Annotated in this window: 13 protein-coding genes and 1 tRNA gene; all 14 read left to right on the top strand. The window is 64.4% G+C overall.

Going from position 1 to position 18,172, the window contains the following annotated elements; translation table 11 throughout:
* Window positions 1–696 (top strand): EF-Tu/IF-2/RF-3 family GTPase (locus HNP48_RS17585; RefSeq protein ID WP_260420262.1); only part of this gene is annotated, 696 nt, incomplete at its 5' end.
* 9 nt (window positions 697–705) lie between these two features.
* Window positions 706–781 (top strand) — tRNA-Trp (locus HNP48_RS17580).
* Window positions 782–871: 90 nt separating this feature from the next.
* Window positions 872–1,255, top strand: coding sequence for a preprotein translocase subunit SecE (gene secE, locus HNP48_RS17575; protein ID WP_184859298.1), 384 nt, complete (start codon window positions 872–874; stop codon window positions 1,253–1,255).
* A 3-nt stretch (window positions 1,256–1,258) separates the two neighbouring features.
* Entirely contained in the window at window positions 1,259–1,855 is a 597-nt protein-coding gene (gene nusG, locus HNP48_RS17570; protein WP_184859296.1) for a transcription termination/antitermination protein NusG, read from the top strand.
* A 123-nt stretch (window positions 1,856–1,978) separates the two neighbouring features.
* Complete coding sequence (rplK, locus tag HNP48_RS17565) at window positions 1,979–2,410, top strand: 50S ribosomal protein L11 (protein WP_142149034.1); 432 nt, start codon at window positions 1,979–1,981, stop codon at window positions 2,408–2,410.
* Between the two features lies 1 nt (window position 2,411).
* Window positions 2,412–3,107: a 50S ribosomal protein L1 gene (gene rplA, locus HNP48_RS17560; RefSeq protein ID WP_184859294.1), complete on the top strand. Its 696-nt coding sequence runs from the start codon at window positions 2,412–2,414 to the stop codon at window positions 3,105–3,107.
* A 237-nt stretch (window positions 3,108–3,344) separates the two neighbouring features.
* A complete protein-coding gene (gene rplJ / locus HNP48_RS17555; RefSeq protein ID WP_184859292.1) occupies window positions 3,345–3,869 on the top strand; it encodes a 50S ribosomal protein L10 in 525 nt (174 codons plus the stop codon).
* 40 nt (window positions 3,870–3,909) lie between these two features.
* Window positions 3,910–4,287 carry a 50S ribosomal protein L7/L12 gene (gene rplL, locus HNP48_RS17550; protein ID WP_184859290.1) on the top strand — a complete coding sequence of 126 codons (378 nt, stop codon included), beginning with the start codon at window positions 3,910–3,912 and terminating at the stop codon, window positions 4,285–4,287.
* 265 nt (window positions 4,288–4,552) lie between these two features.
* A complete protein-coding gene (gene rpoB / locus HNP48_RS17545) occupies window positions 4,553–8,665 on the top strand; it encodes a DNA-directed RNA polymerase subunit beta (RefSeq protein ID WP_184859288.1) in 4,113 nt (1,370 codons plus the stop codon).
* A gap of 21 nt (window positions 8,666–8,686) precedes the next feature.
* Complete coding sequence (rpoC, locus tag HNP48_RS17540; RefSeq protein WP_184859286.1) at window positions 8,687–12,928, top strand: DNA-directed RNA polymerase subunit beta'; 4,242 nt, start codon at window positions 8,687–8,689, stop codon at window positions 12,926–12,928.
* 258 nt (window positions 12,929–13,186) lie between these two features.
* Window positions 13,187–13,735: a LemA family protein gene (locus tag HNP48_RS17535; protein WP_260420261.1), complete on the top strand. Its 549-nt coding sequence runs from the start codon at window positions 13,187–13,189 to the stop codon at window positions 13,733–13,735.
* An 81-nt stretch (window positions 13,736–13,816) separates the two neighbouring features.
* Window positions 13,817–15,244, top strand: a complete 1,428-nt coding sequence (rsmB, locus tag HNP48_RS17530; protein ID WP_221480242.1) for a 16S rRNA (cytosine(967)-C(5))-methyltransferase RsmB — start codon at window positions 13,817–13,819, stop codon at window positions 15,242–15,244.
* A 40-nt stretch (window positions 15,245–15,284) separates the two neighbouring features.
* On the top strand, window positions 15,285–15,863 hold the full coding sequence (locus HNP48_RS17525; RefSeq protein WP_184859282.1) for a DUF4390 domain-containing protein: 579 nt from the start codon (window positions 15,285–15,287) through the stop codon (window positions 15,861–15,863).
* Complete coding sequence (locus tag HNP48_RS17520; protein ID WP_184859278.1) at window positions 15,860–18,154, top strand: ATP-binding protein; 2,295 nt, start codon at window positions 15,860–15,862, stop codon at window positions 18,152–18,154. The genes HNP48_RS17525 and HNP48_RS17520 overlap by 4 nt, the downstream gene beginning before the upstream one ends.
* The last annotated feature ends 18 nt before the right edge of the window (window positions 18,155–18,172 follow it).

Genomic DNA, 18,172 nt, shown 5'->3' with positions numbered 1-18,172 from the left:
GACGACACCCCCATCGTGCGCGGCTCGGCCAAGCTGGCCCTGGAAGGCGACAAGGGCAAGCTGGGCGAAGAAGCCATCATGAAGCTGGCTGAAGCCCTGGACACCTACATCCCCACGCCAGAGCGCGCAGTGGACGGCTCCTTCCTGATGCCTGTGGAAGACGTGTTCTCGATCTCCGGCCGCGGCACCGTGGTGACCGGCCGTATCGAGCGCGGCGTGATCAAGGTCGGCGAAGAAATCGAAATCGTCGGTATCAAGGACACCGCCAAGACCACCTGCACGGGCGTGGAAATGTTCCGCAAGCTGTTGGACCAAGGCCAGGCTGGCGACAACGTCGGTCTGCTGCTGCGCGGCACCAAGCGCGAAGACGTGGAACGCGGCCAAGTGCTGTGCAAGCCCGGCTCGATCAAGCCCCACACCCACTTCACGGCTGAAGTGTATGTGCTGAGCAAGGACGAAGGCGGCCGCCACACGCCGTTCTTCAACAACTACCGTCCTCAGTTCTACTTCCGCACGACCGACGTCACCGGCGCGATCGAGCTGCCAGCGGACAAGGAAATGGTCATGCCAGGCGACAACGTGTCGATCACCGTCAAGCTGATCAACCCCATCGCCATGGAAGAAGGTCTGCGCTTCGCCATCCGTGAAGGCGGTCGTACCGTCGGCGCCGGCGTCGTGGCCAAGATCATCGCCTAATAGCGTTACAGGGGTATAGCTCAATTGGCAGAGCGTCGGTCTCCAAAACCGAAGGTTGTAGGTTCGATTCCTACTGCCCCTGCCACCTGAAAAGTGGCACCCAGCAAGCCCGCCAGAACCTGGCGGGCTTCGGCGTCTTGGGCGACGCCGCGAATCGGATCAGGAAACAATACACATGGCCACTTCCCAGGTTGAAACCGTCAATACCGGTGCAGACAAAGCCAAGCTTGCCGCTGTGGCCGCATTGGTCATTGCATCGGTGGCTGGCTTTTACCTGCTGAGCAAGCAGGGTGCGATCGCCCAATGGGCGGCATTGATCGTTGGACTGGTTGCCGCGGCTGCCGTGTTCCTGGTGTCCGAGCCAGGCCGGCAGTTTGTCGCGTTTGCACGCGAAGCCTGGCGCGAAGTGAAGAAGGTCGTCTGGCCCACGCGCAAGGAAACCTTGCAGATGACGGCCTACGTGTTTGCGTTCGTTGTCATCATGGCGCTCTTCCTGTGGTTCACCGACAAGACCCTCGAGTGGGTTCTGTACGATCTGATCTTGGGCTGGAGGAAGTAAGTGATGACTGACAATTCTGTGGACACCTCCGGATCCGAAGCCCTGGCCCCCGCTGCATCGGGCAATCCCGATCTGCGCTGGTACATCGTCCATGCCTACTCGGGCATGGAGAAGGCGGTCGAGCGCAACATCGTGGAGCGCATCAGCCGCTCGGGCATGGAGTCCAAGTTCGGCCGCATCCTGGTGCCGACCGAAGAAGTCGTGGAAATGAAGAACGGCCAGCGCAAGACCACCGAGCGCCGCCTGTTCCCCGGCTATGTCTTCGTCGAAATGGTCATGGACGACGATACCTGGCACCTGGTGAAGCACACCAACAAGGTCACGGGTTTCGTGGGCGGTGCCAAGAACCGTCCCGCCCCCATCTCGGAAGACGAAGTCCAGAAGATCGTCAGCCAGATGCAGGAAGGCACGGACAAGCCGCGCCACAAGATCGAATTCATGGTGGGCGAGCTGGTCCGCGTGAAGGAAGGCCCGTTCACCGACTTCAACGGCTCCGTCGAAGAGGTGAACTACGAGAAGAGCCGTGTGCGGGTGTCCGTCATGATCTTCGGCCGCTCCACCCCGGTGGAACTCGAATTCGGCCAGGTCGAGAAGACCTGAGCCTGCCATTTGTTTTTGGATGCCGCACCTTTCGGCTCGGTGCGGATGAAAGTGTTGTGAGTCGTTAACCCCGGGGAGCTCAAGCCGCAAGGCCTGGGCGTCATCACCCGCAAGGAGTAAAGCATGGCGAAGAAAATCGTCGGCTTCATCAAGCTGCAAGTTCCAGCTGGTAAGGCCAATCCATCCCCACCAATCGGTCCCGCACTGGGCCAGCGTGGCCTCAACATCATGGAGTTCTGCAAGGCATTCAATGCGCAGACCCAGGGTGTCGAGCCAGGCCTGCCACTGCCCGTGGTCATCACGGCTTTTGCAGACAAGAGCTTCACCTTCATCATCAAGACGCCGCCCGCGACGACCCTGATCAAGAAGGCCATCAAGCTCGAGAAGGGTTCCTCGAACGCTCTCAAGACCAAGGTCGGCAAGATCACGCGCGAACAGCTCGAAGAAATCGCCAAGACCAAGCTGAAGGACATGAACGCTGCCAACGTCGACGCCGCTGTGCGCACGCTGGCTGGCTCCGCCCGCTCGATGGGCGTGACGGTGGAGGGTTTGTAAGATGGCCAAGCTGACCAAGAAGCAAAAAGCCCTGCAAGGCAAGGTTGACAGCACCAAGCTGTACGCATTCGCCGAAGCAGTTGCGATCGTGAAGGAAGCCGCTACGGCCAAGTTCGACGAATCCATCGACGTGGCCGTTCAGCTGGGCATCGATGCCAAGAAGTCCGACCAGGTGGTTCGTGGCGCCGTGGTGCTGCCCAACGGTACCGGCAAGACGACCCGCGTGGCCGTGTTCGCCCAAGGCGCCAAGGCAGAAGAAGCCAAGGCTGCTGGCGCCGACGTGGTGGGTATGGACGACCTGGCCGCACAGGTCAAGGCCGGTGACATGCCTTTCGACGTGGTGATCGCTGCCCCTGACGCGATGCGCGTCGTCGGTACGCTGGGCCAGATCCTGGGCCCACGCGGCCTGATGCCCAACCCCAAGGTGGGCACCGTGACGCCTGACGTCGCTACGGCTGTGAAGAACGCCAAGGCAGGTCAAGTGCAGTTCCGCGTGGACAAGGCCGGTATCGTGCACAGCACGATCGGTCGCCGTTCGTTCGACAACGAGAAGCTGCAAGGCAACCTGGCTGCACTGATCGAAGCCCTGAACAAGGCCAAGCCTGCTACCAGCAAGGGCCTGTACCTGCGCAAGGTGGCTGTGTCCTCCACGATGGGCCTGGGCGTCCGCGTGGACACGCAAACCATCGCAGCGTAATTGCAAGAAATCTTCGGGCCGGCCTTCGGGTGGGCCCGATGTGGTGGGCTGGGGCTGCTTCGGCAGACCTGGGCCATCCAAGACCGTTGGTGTGCGAGCCGGTCGCACTTAAAGCCAGACAAGGTGCCAACGCAGATGGCGATCCCGCTGCAGATGGAAAATTTTCCTAAACAGTTGGTCGCTGCAACAAGAGCGCGCACGAGGCCATCGCCGAGTGCGCATTTTAAGGAGTAGACCTTGAGTCTTAATCGCAGTGAGAAAGAAGCGGTCATCAATGAAGTGACCAGCCTCGCCGCAAAAGCTCAAACGCTTGTGATCGCGGAATACCGCGGCATCACGGTCGCCGACATGACCAAACTGCGCGTCGAAGCCCGCAGCAAGGGTGTGAGCCTGAGTGTTCTGAAGAACACCCTGGCCCGCCGTGCTGTGGCAGGCAGCGCGTTTGACGTGGTGGCTGACCAGATGACCGGTCCGCTGATCTATGGCTTCTCCGAAGACGCTGTGGCCGCCGCCAAGGTGGTGGCCGATTTCGCGAAGACCAACGACAAGCTGGTCATTCGCGGTGGCGCTTTCGGTGGCAAGGCCCTGGATGTCAACGGCGTGAAGCAACTGGCCAACATTCCTTCCAAGGAAGTGCTGCTGGCCCAGATTTGTGGCTTGCTTATGTCCCCCATGTCGCGTACGGCCGTTGTGCTGGGCGCACTGGCGGCGAAAAAAGGCGAAGGCGCAGCCCCTGTGGCCGCCGAACCTGCAGCGGCTTGATGGCCGGGCAGATAACCAACACAATTGTTAGGAAATAAAAATGGCATTCGATAAAGACGCATTTTTGACCGCTCTGGACAGCATGACGGTTCTGGAACTCAATGACCTGGTGAAGGCCATTGAAGAGAAGTTTGGCGTGAGCGCTGCAGCCATGGCTGCTCCTGCTGCCGGCGGCGGCGGTGGCGCTGCTGCAGCTGCTGAAGAGAAGACGGAATTCAACGTGGTGCTGACCGATGCCGGCGCCAACAAGGTGTCCGTCATCAAGGCAGTGCGCGAAATCACCGGCCTGGGCCTGAAGGAAGCCAAGGACCTGGTGGACGGCGCTCCAAAGAACGTCAAGGAAGGCATTGCCAAGGCCGACGCCGAAGCTGCCGTCAAGAAGCTGGTGGAAGCCGGTGCCAAGGCTGAACTGAAGTAATTCGGTCCCTTGCAAGGGCTGGAGCGCTCCTCGCGGGCCTCCAGCCTTTGGCGCTTTCAGAGCGCACCCGAAAGCCGCATTCCCGTAGCGGTTTTCGAGTGTCTTCTGACAACCCCGACAGCAGAAGATACCTTGGTTCGGGTGATGTGCAACGCATCGCCGTCCGCCATGGTTGGTAGTGGCCAACCGCCAAGCCCGCAAGGAGGAGAGCCTTTGCGGGTCAGTCGTCGAAGACCCAGGACTCATGTCTTTGCCCGGAGATCTCATGGCCTATTCCTATACCGAACGCAAGCGAATCCGCAAAAGTTTCGGCAGCCGCGACAGCGTGCTGGAAGTCCCTTATCTGCTGCAGATGCAGAAGGACGCATACACCGCTTTCCTGCAGGCAGACAAAGCACCCCAGAAACGGACCATCGAAGGCCTGCAGGCGGCCTTTGACGCAGCTTTCCCCATCGTCTCCCACAACGGCTTTGTGGAGATGAAGTTCATCGAGTACAACCTGGCCAAGCCCGCCTTCGACGTGCGCGAGTGCCAGACCCGGGGCCTGACCTTCGCCTCGGCCGTGCGCGCCAAGGTGCAGCTGATCATCTATGACCGCGAGTCCTCCACTTCGCAGTCCAAGGTGGTCAAGGAAGTGAAGGAACAAGAGGTCTACATGGGCGAAGTGCCCCTGATGACCGAGAAGGGCTCCTTCATCATCAACGGCACGGAGCGCGTGATCGTTTCGCAGCTGCACCGCTCGCCTGGCGTGTTCTTCGAGCACGACAAGGGCAAGACGCACAGCTCGGGCAAGCTGCTGTTCTCCGCACGCATCATCCCCTACCGTGGCTCCTGGCTGGACTTCGAATTCGACCCGAAGGACATCCTGTACTTCCGCGTGGACCGTCGCCGCAAGATGCCGGTCACGATCCTGCTCAAGGCCATCGGCCTGAACCCCGAGTCCATCCTCGCGAACTTCTTCGTGAACGACAACTTCCGCATCATGGACAGTGGTGCGCAGATGGAGTTCGTGCCTGAGCGCCTGCGCGGCGAAGTGGCGCGTTTCGACATCACCGACAAGTCGGGCAAGGTCGTGGTCGCCAAGGACAAGCGCGTCACCGCGCGCCACACCCGTGAACTAGAGCAGTCGGGCACCACGCACATCAGCGTGCCCGAAGACTTCCTGATCGGCCGCGTCGTGGCCCGCAACATCGTCGACACGGACACCGGCGAGATCATCGCCAAGGCCAACGACGAGCTGACCGAAGCGCTGCTCAAGAAGCTGCGCGTGGCCGGCATCCAGGACGTGCAGTGCATCTACACCAACGAACTCGACCAGGGCGCGTACATGTCGCAGACCCTGCGCATCGACGAAACGGTGGACGAGTTCGCTGCGCGCGTGGCCATCTACCGCATGATGCGCCCCGGCGAGCCGCCAACGGAAGACGCTGTGCAGGCCCTGTTCCAGCGCCTGTTCTACAACCCCGACACGTACGACCTGTCGCGCGTGGGCCGCATGAAGTTCAACGCCAAGATCGGCCGCGACGAATCCACCGGCCCGATGGTGCTGTCCAACGAAGACATCCTGGCCGTGGTCAAGATCCTGGTGGACCTGCGCAACGGCAACGGCGAAGTCGATGACATCGACCACCTGGGCAACCGCCGCGTGCGCTGCGTGGGCGAACTGGCCGAAAACCAGTACCGCACCGGCCTGGCACGTATCGAGAAGGCCGTGAAGGAACGTCTGGGCCAGGCCGAGCAAGAGCCGCTCATGCCCCATGACTTGATCAACAGCAAGCCGATCTCGGCCGCCCTGAAGGAATTCTTCGGCGCCTCGCAGCTGTCGCAGTTCATGGACCAGACCAACCCGCTGGCCGAAATCACGCACAAACGCCGTGTGTCCGCACTGGGCCCGGGCGGTCTGACCCGCGAACGCGCCGGCTTCGAAGTGCGTGACGTGCACGTGACCCACTACGGCCGCGTCTGCCCTATCGAAACGCCTGAAGGCCCGAACATCGGCCTGATCAACTCGCTGGCCCTGTACGCCCGCCTGAACGAGTACGGTTTCATCGAAACCCCGTACCGCCGCGTGGTGGACGGCCAGGTGACGAACGATATCGACTACCTGTCGGCCATCGAAGAAGGCAAGTACGTGATCGCGCAGGCCAACGCCGTGCTCGACAAGGACGGCCGCCTGTCCGGTGACCTGGTGTCGGCCCGTGAAAAGGGTGAATCCATCCTGTGCGGTGCCGATCGCGTGCAGTACATGGACGTGTCGCCCGCGCAGATCGTGTCGGTCGCTGCCTCGCTGGTTCCGTTCCTGGAGCACGACGATGCGAACCGCGCACTGATGGGCGCCAACATGTCGCGCCAGGCCGTGCCCGTGCTGCGTCCCGAGAAGCCCCTGGTGGGCACGGGCATCGAGCGCGTGGCCGCTGTCGACTCCGGCACCGTGGTCACGGCCAACCGTGGCGGCGTGGTGGACTATGTCGACGCGACCCGCATCGTGGTGCGCGTGAACGACGCCGAAGCCGTTGCCGGTGAAGTGGGTGTGGACATCTACAACCTCATCAAGTACCAGCGTTCCAACCAGAACACCAACATCCACCAGCGCCCCATCGTCAAGAAGGGCGACATGCTGGTCAAGGGTGACGTGATCGCCGACGGCGCATCGACGGACTTTGGCGAAATCGCCATCGGCCAGAACATGCTGATCGCCTTCATGCCCTGGAACGGCTACAACTTCGAAGACTCGATCCTGATCTCCGAACGCGTGGTGGCCGAAGACCGCTACACCTCGATCCACATCGAGGAACTGGTGGTGATGGCCCGCGACACGAAGCTGGGCGCCGAAGAAATCACGCGCGACATCCCGAACCTGTCGGAGCAGCAGCTGAACCGCCTGGACGAGTCCGGCATCATCTACGTGGGTGCCGAAGTGCAGCCCGGCGATACGCTGGTCGGCAAGGTCACGCCCAAGGGCGAGACCACCCTCACGCCTGAAGAGAAGCTGCTGCGCGCCATCTTCGGCGAGAAGGCTTCCGACGTGAAGGACACCTCGCTGCGTGTGGACCAGGGCTCGCAAGGCACCGTGATCGACGTGCAGGTGTTCACCCGCGAAGGCATCCAGCGCGACAAGCGCGCCCAGCAGATCATCGACGATGAACTCAAGCGCTTCCGCCTGGACCTGAACGACCAGCTGCGCATTGTCGAGGCCGACGCCTTCGACCGTATCGAGAAGCTGCTCAACGGCCGCGTGGCCAATGGCGGCCCGCAGAAGCTGGCCAAGGGCACGAAGATCGACAAGGCCTACCTGGCCTCGGTGGAGAAGTTCCACTGGTTCGACATCCGCCCCGCGGAAGACGAAGTCGCGACCCAGCTCGAATCCATCAAGAACGCCCTGGAGCAGACGCGCCACAGCTTCGACCTGGCTTTCGAGGAAAAGCGCAAGAAGCTCACGCAAGGCGACGAACTGCCAGCCGGCGTGCTCAAGATGGTCAAGGTCTACCTGGCCGTCAAGCGCCGCCTGCAGCCTGGTGACAAGATGGCCGGCCGCCACGGCAACAAGGGTGTGGTGTCCAAGATCGTTCCGGTCGAAGACATGCCCTACATGGCCGACGGCACCCCTGCCGACATCGTGCTCAACCCGCTGGGCGTGCCTTCGCGGATGAACATCGGCCAGGTGCTGGAAGTCCACCTGGGCTGGGCCGGCAAGGGCATTGGCCAGCGCATCGGCGACATGCTGCAGCAGGAAGCCAAGGCGAGCGAGCTGCGCACCTTCTTCGAAGAGGTGTACAACTCGCGCGGCCGCAAGGAAGACCTGTCGCAGCTGACGGACGACGACCTGATGTCCATGGCGCAGCACCTGACGGCCGGCGTGCCGTACGCGACCCCCGTGTTCGATGGTGCTTCGGAAGAAGAAATCATGGACATGCTCAAGCTGGCCTACCCGGACGACCTGGCCGCACGCAAGGGCCTCACGCCCACGCGCACCCAGGCCTACCTGCACGATGGCCGCACCGGTGACCGCTTCGAGCGCCCCACCACCATCGGCTACATGCACTACCTGAAGCTGCACCATTTGGTGGACGACAAGATGCACGCGCGCTCCACGGGTCCGTACTCCCTGGTCACGCAGCAGCCGCTGGGCGGCAAGGCCCAGTTCGGTGGCCAGCGTTTCGGGGAAATGGAAGTCTGGGCGCTGGAGGCCTACGGCGCCGCCTATGTGCTGCAGGAAATGCTTACCGTCAAGTCCGACGACGTGGTGGGCCGTACCAAGGTGTACGAGTCCATCGTCAAGGGCGAACACGCCATCGAAGCCGGCATGCCGGAATCGTTCAATGTGCTGGTCAAGGAAATCCGTTCGCTGGGCCTGGACATCGAGCTGGAACGCTCCTAAGCGGAAAAGGAAAGAGTCACTATGAAATCGCTACTCGACCTGTTCAAGCAATTCACGCCGGATGAGCACTTCGATGCCATCCGCATCGGCATGGCTTCGCCCGAGAAGATCCGTTCGTGGTCTTTCGGCGAGGTGAAGAAGCCCGAGACCATCAACTACCGCACGTTCAAGCCCGAGCGCGACGGCCTGTTCTGCGCCAAGATCTTCGGCCCCATCAAGGACTACGAATGCCTGTGCGGCAAGTACAAGCGCTTGAAGCACCGCGGCGTGATCTGCGAGAAGTGCGGCGTTGAAGTCACGCAGACCAAGGTGCGCCGCGAGCGCATGGGCCACATCGACCTGGCTGCTCCCTGCGCGCACATCTGGTTCCTGAAGTCGCTGCCATCGCGCCTGGGCCTGGTGCTGGACATGACGCTGCGCGACATCGAGCGCGTGCTGTACTTCGAAGCCTACGTGGTGACCGACCCCGGCATGACTCCGCTGAAGAAGTTCAGCATCATGTCCGAGGACGACTACGACGCCAAGCGCAAGGAATACGGCGATGAGTTCATCGCCAAGATGGGCGCCGAAGGCATCAAGGACCTGCTCGAATCCATCGACATCGACCTGTCGATCGAGAAGCTGCGCGGCGACCTGACCGGCTCCGAAGTCAAGGTCAAGAAGAACGCCAAGCGCCTGAAGGTGCTGGAAGCGTTCAAGAAGTCGGGCATCAAGCCCGAGTGGATGGTGCTGGAAGTGCTGCCCGTGCTGCCACCGGACCTGCGTCCGCTGGTGCCGCTGGACGGCGGCCGCTTCGCGACCTCCGACCTGAACGATCTGTACCGCCGCGTCATCAACCGCAACTCGCGTCTGCGCCGCCTGCTGGAGCTCAAGGCCCCTGAAATCATCGCGCGCAACGAAAAGCGCATGCTGCAGGAAGCCGTCGACTCGCTGCTGGACAACGGCCGCCGTGGCAAGGCCATGACGGGCGCCAACAAGCGCGCCCTGAAGTCGCTGGCCGACATGATCAAGGGCAAGTCCGGCCGTTTCCGCCAGAACCTGCTGGGCAAGCGCGTGGACTACTCGGGTCGTTCCGTGATCACCGTGGGCCCTACGCTCAAGCTGCACCAGTGCGGCCTGCCCAAGCTGATGGCCCTGGAGCTGTTCAAGCCCTTCATCTTCTCGCGCCTGGAAGCCATGGGCATCGCGACGACGATCAAGGCTGCCAAGAAGGAAGTCGAATCCGGCACGCCGGTGGTGTGGGACATCCTGGAAGAGGTCATCAAGGAACACCCGGTGATGCTCAACCGTGCGCCTACGCTGCACCGCCTGGGCATCCAGGCGTTCGAGCCCATCCTGATCGAAGGCAAGGCCATCCAGCTGCACCCCCTCGTCTGCGCGGCCTTCAACGCCGACTTCGACGGTGACCAGATGGCTGTCCACGTCCCGCTGTCGGTGGAAGCGCAGATGGAAGCCCGCACGCTGATGCTGGCCTCCAACAACGTGCTGTTCCCCGCCTCGGGCGAGCCCTCCATCGTTCCTTCGCAGGACGTGGTGCTGGGTCTGTACTACGCCACCCGCGATCGCATCAACGGCAAGGGCGAAGGCCTGATCTTCGCCGACACCGGCGAAGTGCAGCGCGCCTTCGACGCGGGCGAAGTCGAGCTGGCCACGCGCATCAACGTGCGCCTGACCGAGTGGACCAAGAACAAGGAAACCGGCGAGTTCGTGCCCGAGACCAAGATGGTGGAAACCACCACCGGCCGTGCCCTGCTGTCCGAGATCCTGCCCAAGGGCCTTCCGTTCGCCAACATCAACAAGGCGCTCAAGAAGAAGGAAATCTCCAAGCTCATCAACGTTTCCTTCCGCAAGTGCGGTCTCAAGGAAACGGTGGTGTTCGCCGACAAGCTGCTGCAAAACGGTTTCCGCCTGGCCACGCGCGCCGGCATCTCCATCTGCATCGACGACATGCTGGTGCCACCGCAGAAGGTCGGCATCATCGAGCGCTCCGAGAAGGAAGTGAAGGAGATCGAGCAGCAGTACGTCTCGGGTCTGGTGACCTCGGGCGAGCGCTACAACAAGGTGGTGGACATCTGGGGCAAGGCCGGCGACGAAGTGTCCAAGGTGATGATGGCCCAGCTGTCCAAGCAGAAGGTCACGGACCGCCACGGCAAGGAAGTGGACCAGGAGTCCTTCAACTCCATCTACATGATGGCCGACTCCGGTGCCCGCGGCTCTGCCGCCCAGATCCGCCAGGTGGCCGGCATGCGCGGCCTGATGGCCAAGCCAGACGGCTCGATCATCGAGACGCCCATTACCGCGAACTTCCGCGAAGGCCTGAACGTGCTGGAGTACTTCATCTCCACCCACGGTGCCCGTAAGGGTCTGGCCGACACGGCGCTGAAGACGGCCAACTCCGGCTACCTGACGCGCCGCCTGGTGGACGTGACGCAGGATCTGGTCGTGACCGAAGAGGATTGCAACACCGCCAATGGTTCGCTGATGCGCGCCATCGTCGAAGGCGGTGAAGTGATCGAATCGCTGCGCGACCGTATCCTGGGCCGCACCGCTGCCGAAGACGTGCTGCACCCCGAAACCCGCAAGGTGCTGGTGCCTGCCGGCGTGATGCTGGAAGAAGACCTCATCGAGGAAATCGAAGCCGCTGGCGTGGACGAAGTGAAGGTGCGCACCGCCCTGACCTGCGAGACCCGCTACGGCCTGTGCGCCAAGTGCTATGGCCGCGACCTGGGCCGCGGTGGCCTGATCAACCTCGGCGAAGCCGTGGGTGTGATCGCCGCCCAGTCCATCGGCGAACCCGGCACGCAGCTGACCATGCGTACTTTCCACATCGGTGGTGCCGCATCGCGCGCCGCCATCGCCTCGAGCGTGGAAGCCAAGTCCAACGGCGTGATCGGCTTCAACGCCACGATGCGCTACGTGAGCAACACCAAGGGCGAGCTGGTGGTGATTGCACGTTCGGGTGAAATCATCATCCACGACGAGCATGGCCGCGAGCGCGAGCGCCACAAGGTGCCGTACGGTGCCCTGCTGACGGTGAAGGCCGACCAGTCCATCAAGGCTGGCACCATCCTGGCCAACTGGGATCCGCTGACCCGCCCGATCATCACCGAGTTCGCCGGCCAGGTGAAGTTCGAGAACGTCGAGGAAGGCCTCACGGTTGCCAAGCAGCTGGACGAAGTGACCGGTCTGTCCACCCTGGTGGTGATCGACCCCAAGCGCCGCGGCGCTGCCAAGGTCGTGCGCCCGCAGGTCAAGCTGATCGATGCGCAGAACAATGAAGTGAAGATCCCTGGTACCGACCACTCGGTGACCATCGGCTTCCAGATCGGCTCGCTGATCCAGGTGCGTGATGGCCAGGACGTGGGCCCCGGCGAAGTGCTGGCGCGTATTCCGGTCGAAGGCCAGAAGACCCGCGACATTACCGGCGGTCTGCCCCGCGTGGCCGAGCTGTTCGAGGCCCGTACCCCGAAGGACAAGGGCACGCTGGCCGAGATGACCGGCACCGTGTCGTTCGGCAAGGAAACCAAGGGCAAGGTCCGTCTGCAGATCACCGACCCCGAAGGCCATGTGTTCGAAGAACTCGTGCCCAAGGAAAAGAACATCCTGGTGCACGAAGGCCAGGTGGTGAACAAGGGCGAGTCCATCGTCGACGGCCCGGCCGATCCGCAGGACATCCTGCGCCTGCTGGGCATCGAAGAGCTGTCGCGCTACATCGTCGATGAAGTGCAGGACGTGTACCGCTTGCAGGGCGTGAAGATCAACGACAAGCACATCGAGGTGATCGTTCGCCAGATGCTGCGCCGCGTCGTGGTCGAGAACGTCGGTGAGTCGAACTACATCGCTGGCGAGCAGGTCGAGCGCTCCGAGATCCTCAACACCAACGAGGCACTGCAGGCCGAGGGCAAGATCCCCGCGACCTACAGCAACCTGCTGCTGGGTATCACGAAGGCATCGCTGTCGACCGACTCGTTCATCTCGGCGGCGTCCTTCCAGGAAACCACCCGCGTGCTCACCGAGGCTGCCATCATGGGCAAGCGCGACGAGCTGCGTGGCCTGAAGGAAAACGTCATCGTGGGTCGCCTGATCCCTGCCGGTACCGGCCTGGCCTACCACCAGGCGCGCAAGGCCAAGGACGCCATGGACGACGCCGAGCGCCGCGCCATCGCCGAAGCCGAAGCCGCTGAAATGGCGGCCTCGTCGACGGACGATGCCACCGAGGTCGAAGGCAGCACCACCACCGCCACGGACACGTCCGCAGACTGACGCCCCCGTGGCACCGGACAAGGCCCCAGCGATGCAGCAATGCGCGGCGCATGGGGACCTGGTTCGGTGCAGGCCCGGGCCCGAAAACGCTCCCGCCCTGTCTTCGGACAGGCCGGGAGCGTTTTTATTGGAGCGCTGCCGGTGCGCTGCGCTTGTTCTCCTCCGTTTTCTTTTTCCGGCCACGGGTTGCGCCTGCAGCGCCAACCCGTGGCAATGTGTATGTGGTCTTCGCCCCTTTTCTGGATTTTTGTCGCCATCATGCTGTTCTGGGCCCTGGGGGCCTACAACCGCCTGACACGGCTGCGCTCCTCCGTGGTCCAGGCCTTCGGGGCCGTGGATGCCCACCTGGTGCGCCTGATTGCCCTGCTCGGTGAGTTCGACGCGGTCCAGGGCCACAGTGCGGCCCCTGCGGCAGCGGCGGGTGGCGCTGCGGACAGCAGCGAGCCGCCCACTCCGCTGCTGGATCCGGCCAAGGTCGCGGCCCTGCGCGGTGCCACCACCCAGATGGGGGCTTCGCTGGCCGTGGCGCGCTCGCAGCCCCTGCAGCGCGACGCCCTGGCCGCGCTGACCGCCGCGCGCAGCGTGCTCGACGCCACCTGGCGCAGCGTGGTGACCGAGGCCGATGGCCCGGGGGCCCGGGAGATGGTGGCGCCCTGGTCCATCCGCTGGGAAGAGCACCACGCGCAGATCGATCTGGCGGTGCAGGTGATCAACCATGCCGCCGAGCAGCACGATGCCGCCATCCACCAGTTTCCGGCCCGCTTGCTCGCCTGGGTCTTTGGATTCAAGGCGGCCAAGGGCTTGTGATCCCTCGCCTTTTTCCGGTTTCCTCCCACTGATAGCCAGACACCGCGCTCCGGGCGCGGCGACCCCAAGGTTCCCACCACCATGAAACCAGCACGACCCCAACCCGCTGCGCCCGACAAGCGGCGCCCTGGCGCCGACCGCAATGCCGTGCAGCCCGCTGCCAGCGGCGGCGCACCCCAGGTGGCGCTGTGGCAGCAGCTCATCGCGGTGGCCGGCGTGCTCCAGGCGATCCGCGGTGGCGCCTCGGGCACGGCGGCGCTGGACGCGGTCGGCGCGGCGCTGCGCCCAGGCGTGCAGGCCCTGCTGTTCCAGGTGCTGCGCAACCTGGGGCGCGCCGAGGCGCTGCGGCGCCAGTTGGCCAAGCGGCCGCCGCCGCCCGATGCGGACGCCCTGCTGTGCACCGCGCTGGCGCTGTGCTGGCGTGCCGACGAGGCCGCCTACGAGCCGTTCACCCTCGTCAACCAGGCGGTGGAAGCGGCCAAGCGCCACCCGGCCACGCGCGCCCAGTCTTCGTTCATCAATGCCTGCCTGCGGCGTTTTCTGCGCGAAAGCGATGCCCTGGTGGCGGCCACCGATGCCGATCCCGTGGCGCGCTGGAACCACCCGCTGTGGTGGATCAAGCGCCTGCAAAAGGACCATCCCGCGCAGTGGGAGCAGATCCTGCACGCCAACAACACCCATGCCCCGATGGCGCTGCGCGTGAACCGGCTGCGGGGGAGCCAGGCGCAGTACCACCAGGAACTGGCCGAGATGGGCGCTGCTGCCGAGCTGGCCGGCGCCGACGGCCTGGTGCTGCAGCGGCCGCTGCCGGTGCAGGCGCTGCCTGGTTTTGCACAGGGCCGGGTGTCGGTGCAGGACATGGCGGCCCAGCAGGCGGCCCCGCTGCTGCTGCAGGGCATGGACCGCACGCGCAGCCTCAGGGTGCTGGATGCCTGCGCCGCGCCCGGCGGCAAGACCGCCCACCTGCTGGAGATGGCCGGGGAGGGCGCCCCCCTGCAGGTGACCGCCCTGGAGATCGACCCCTCGCGGGCTGAGCGCATCCACCAGACCCTTTCGCGCCTGGGCCTGTCTGCCCAGGTGCTGGTGGCCGACGCCGCCCGGCCCGAGACCTGGTGGCCCACGGCCAGCGGCGGGGCGCTGTTCGATGCCATTCTGCTCGATGCGCCCTGCACCGCCTCCGGCATCGTGCGCCGCCACCCGGACGTGCGCTGGCTGCGCCGCGAGACCGACATCGCCCAACTGGCGGCCCTGCAAAAGCAGCTCTTGGCCACCCTGTGGCCACTGCTTGTGCCCGGCGGGCGGCTGCTGTACTGCACCTGCTCCGTCTTCCGTGCGGAGGGCGACGCGCAGGTGCAAACGTTTCTTGCACACAACACCGATGCACATTTGCTCCCCTCGCCCGGGCATTTAATCCCCCGCGCAGCGGACAAGCAGGGGGCTGTCCCGGACAATCGAATCGGTGATCACGACGGATTTTTTTACGCACTGTTGCAAAAATCGGCCGACTGAGCGCTTGGCAGCTCGTTGGGTGTGGATTGGTGCGCTTTTGATGCTGATCACCCTGCTGGCATGGCCGGTGGCGGCCCGATCAGAGACCAGCCGGGGCGAAGTGGCCGAATTGCGGCTGCAGCGCCTGGACGACGGGATCTACCTGAGCACCAGCCTGGAGTTCGACCTGCCCGAGCTGGCCGAGGACGCACTGCGCAAGGGCATTCCCATGTACTTCGTGATGGAGGCGCAGGTGATGCGTGACCGCTGGTACTGGTCCGACCGCCTGGTTGCCGAGGCCACGCGCTACCTGCGGCTGAGCTACCAGCCCCTGACCCGGCGCTGGCGCCTGAGCACCTCGGCATCGCCCATCACCAACACCGGCGTGGGCGTGGCCCTGGTGGGCCAGAATTTCGACGACCTGGAGGATGCGCTGTCTGCAATGCAGCGCGTTTCGCGCTGGAAGATCGCAGAAGCCGCCGCAATCGATACCGATGCAGGCCATTCGATACAGTTTCGTTTCAGGCTCGACATGTCGCAGCTGCCCCGCCCGTTCCAGATCGGCGCGGTGGGTCGCTCGGGCTGGAACCTGCTGGTCTCGCGCTCCGGGCGCCTCGCCCTGCCGGAAGGCGCCAAGTGAGCCCCTCGGGCCCGGCGGCGCCTACGTCGGCTTCGGCCCATCTGGCGGCGCGCCAGTCCCGCGCCGTGCGCTGGGCCGTGGGGGTGGGCGCGGCCATCATGTCCGCCATCGGGCTGGTGCTGCTCTTTTTGCTGACCCTGGCCACCAACAACCGCGCGCTCTACGAGCGCAACTACGCCTGGCTGTTCGGCGTGAACGTGCTGGTGGCCCTGCTGCTGCTCGCGGTGCTGGGCTGGGTGGCGGTGCGCCTGTGGCTGCGCCTGCGCCGGGGCCGCTTCGGCAGCCGCCTGCTGGTGAAGTTGGCGGCCATCTTTGCGCTGGTCGGCCTGGTGCCTGGCGTGCTGATCTATGTGGTGTCCTATCAGTTCGTGACCCGTTCCATCGAAAGCTGGTTCGACGTGAAGGTCGAGGGGGCACTGTCCGCCGGGGTGAACCTGGCGCGCGTCTCGCTCGATGCCCTGGCGACCGACATGGCCTCCAAGACTCGCGCCGCCAGTGCCCAGGTGGCGCAGGTCCCTGACGCTTCCGCCGGGGTGGTGCTCGAGCGCATCCGCGACCAGTTGGGGGCCACCGACGTCATCTTGTGGAACGGTGCTGGGCAGGCGGTGGCCAGCGCCGGCCAGTCGCGCTTCAGCCTGAACCCCGAGCGACCCGGCGTGCCGCTGCTGCGCACCGTGCGCCAGCAGCGTGCGCTGGCGCAGATCGAGGGACTGGACGATATTGCCGACCCTGTCGCCGTGCAGAACGCACGGGTGAAGATCATCGCCCTGGTCAGCAGCCCCACCGTGGGCCTGCTGGCCGAGCCGCGCTACCTGCAGGCCACGCTGATGCTGCCGCCGGCCCTGGTGGAGAACGCCATCGCCGTGCAGGAAGCCAACCGCGAGTACCAGGAGCGCGCCCTGGCGCGCGGTGGCCTGCGGCGCATGTATGTGGGCACGCTCACGCTGAGCCTGTTCCTGGCCGTCTTCGGCGCCGTGCTGCTCGCCGTGCTGCTGGGCAACCAGTTGGTGCGACCGCTGCTGGTGCTGGCCGAGGGGGTGCGTGAGGTGGCTGCCGGCAACCTGAGCCCCAAGGCCGCCCTGCAGGGCAAGGACGAGCTCGGGGGCCTGACGCGTTCGTTCGCGCTCATGACCCAGCAGTTGGCCGATGCCCGGGGCGCCGTGGAGCAGAGCATGAGCGAGGTGGACGCGGCGCGCGCCAACCTGCAGACCATCCTGGACAACCTCACCGCTGGCGTGATGGTGCTCGACGGGGCGGGCACGATCCGCTCATCCAACCCCGGGGCCACACGCATCCTGCGCGCGCCCATGGCTGCATACGAAGGGCAGGCCTTGGCCGAGGTGCCGGGCCTGGCGGACTTTGCCGCCGCTGTGCAAAAGCAGTTTGCCGCCTTTCTGGGCGAGCGTGACCACCATGGCCTGGACCACTGGCAGCATCCGTTCGAGCTGCACGCCTCGCTTGCCGGGGCCGGACAGCACGCGACCAGCATCATTGCGCGGGGCGCCGAGCTCCCGGATTCGACCCGACTGTTGGTTTTTGACGACATTTCCGAGATCGTTTCTGCGCAGCGTGCGCAGGCCTGGGGAGAGGTCGCGCGCCGCCTTGCGCATGAGATCAAGAACCCCCTGACGCCCATCCAGCTGTCGGCCGAACGGTTGGAAATGAAGCTCACCGGCAAGGTCGGCGCGACCGAACAGGCGGTGCTCGCCAAGTCGGTCCGGACCATCGTCGAGCAGGTCGATGCCATGAAGCGCCTGGTCAACGAATTCCGTGATTACGCCCGCCTGCCGGCGGCCGAGTTGCACGCGCTGGACATCAATGCACTGGTGGCCGATGTACTCCATCTGTATGGCGAGGAAAATGCCACGGTCCCCGTGAAAGCTGAGCTGGACGCGCGTTGCCCGGCGATTGCAGGCGATGCGCAGCAACTGCGCCAGGTGGTGCACAACCTGCTGCAAAACGCACAGGACGCGACCGAACAGGCGCGCGCAGCCGGTGGCGAGAACCTGTCGCCCGTGCGCATCACCACCCGCTGGAGCGAGTCGTCGGGGCGTGTGCGGCTCACGGTTTCGGACAGCGGCAGCGGCTTTCCCGCACACATCCTGCAGCGCGCTTTCGAGCCCTATGTCACCACCAAACCGCGTGGCACCGGCCTGGGTCTGGCAGTGGTGAAAAAGATCGCGGACGAGCACGGAGCCCGCATCGACCTGTCCAACCGTGTGGAAGATGGCGTGGTGCGGGGCGCCCAAGTGTCGTTATCATTCGCCACTGAACCAGCGGTGGCGGCATAACAACACCGCCCCGCAGTA

The sequence above is a fragment of the Acidovorax soli genome, from assembly GCF_014207955.1.
Taxonomy (GTDB): Bacteria; Pseudomonadota; Gammaproteobacteria; order Burkholderiales; family Burkholderiaceae_C; genus Acidovorax; species Acidovorax soli_A.
Note: the sequence above shows the minus strand (reverse complement) of the source record. Positions and strands in the feature narration are given on the sequence as shown.

What these genes read in the sequence shown, in the direction of transcription:
- nusG (WP_184859296.1), top strand. Translation starts at nt 1,259, where the DNA reads ATGACTGACAATTCTGTGGACACCTCCGGATCCGAAGCCCTGGCCCCC.
- rsmB (WP_221480242.1), top strand. Translation starts at nt 13,817, where the DNA reads ATGAAACCAGCACGACCCCAACCCGCTGCGCCCGACAAGCGGCGCCCT.
- HNP48_RS17535 (WP_260420261.1), top strand. Translation starts at nt 13,187, where the DNA reads ATGCTGTTCTGGGCCCTGGGGGCCTACAACCGCCTGACACGGCTGCGC.
- rplA (WP_184859294.1), top strand. Translation starts at nt 2,412, where the DNA reads ATGGCCAAGCTGACCAAGAAGCAAAAAGCCCTGCAAGGCAAGGTTGAC.
- rpoC (WP_184859286.1), top strand. Translation starts at nt 8,687, where the DNA reads ATGAAATCGCTACTCGACCTGTTCAAGCAATTCACGCCGGATGAGCAC.
- rplK (WP_142149034.1), top strand. Translation starts at nt 1,979, where the DNA reads ATGGCGAAGAAAATCGTCGGCTTCATCAAGCTGCAAGTTCCAGCTGGT.
- HNP48_RS17525 (WP_184859282.1), top strand. Translation starts at nt 15,285, where the DNA reads ATGCTGATCACCCTGCTGGCATGGCCGGTGGCGGCCCGATCAGAGACC.
- rplL (WP_184859290.1), top strand. Translation starts at nt 3,910, where the DNA reads ATGGCATTCGATAAAGACGCATTTTTGACCGCTCTGGACAGCATGACG.
- rpoB (WP_184859288.1), top strand. Translation starts at nt 4,553, where the DNA reads ATGGCCTATTCCTATACCGAACGCAAGCGAATCCGCAAAAGTTTCGGC.
- secE (WP_184859298.1), top strand. Translation starts at nt 872, where the DNA reads ATGGCCACTTCCCAGGTTGAAACCGTCAATACCGGTGCAGACAAAGCC.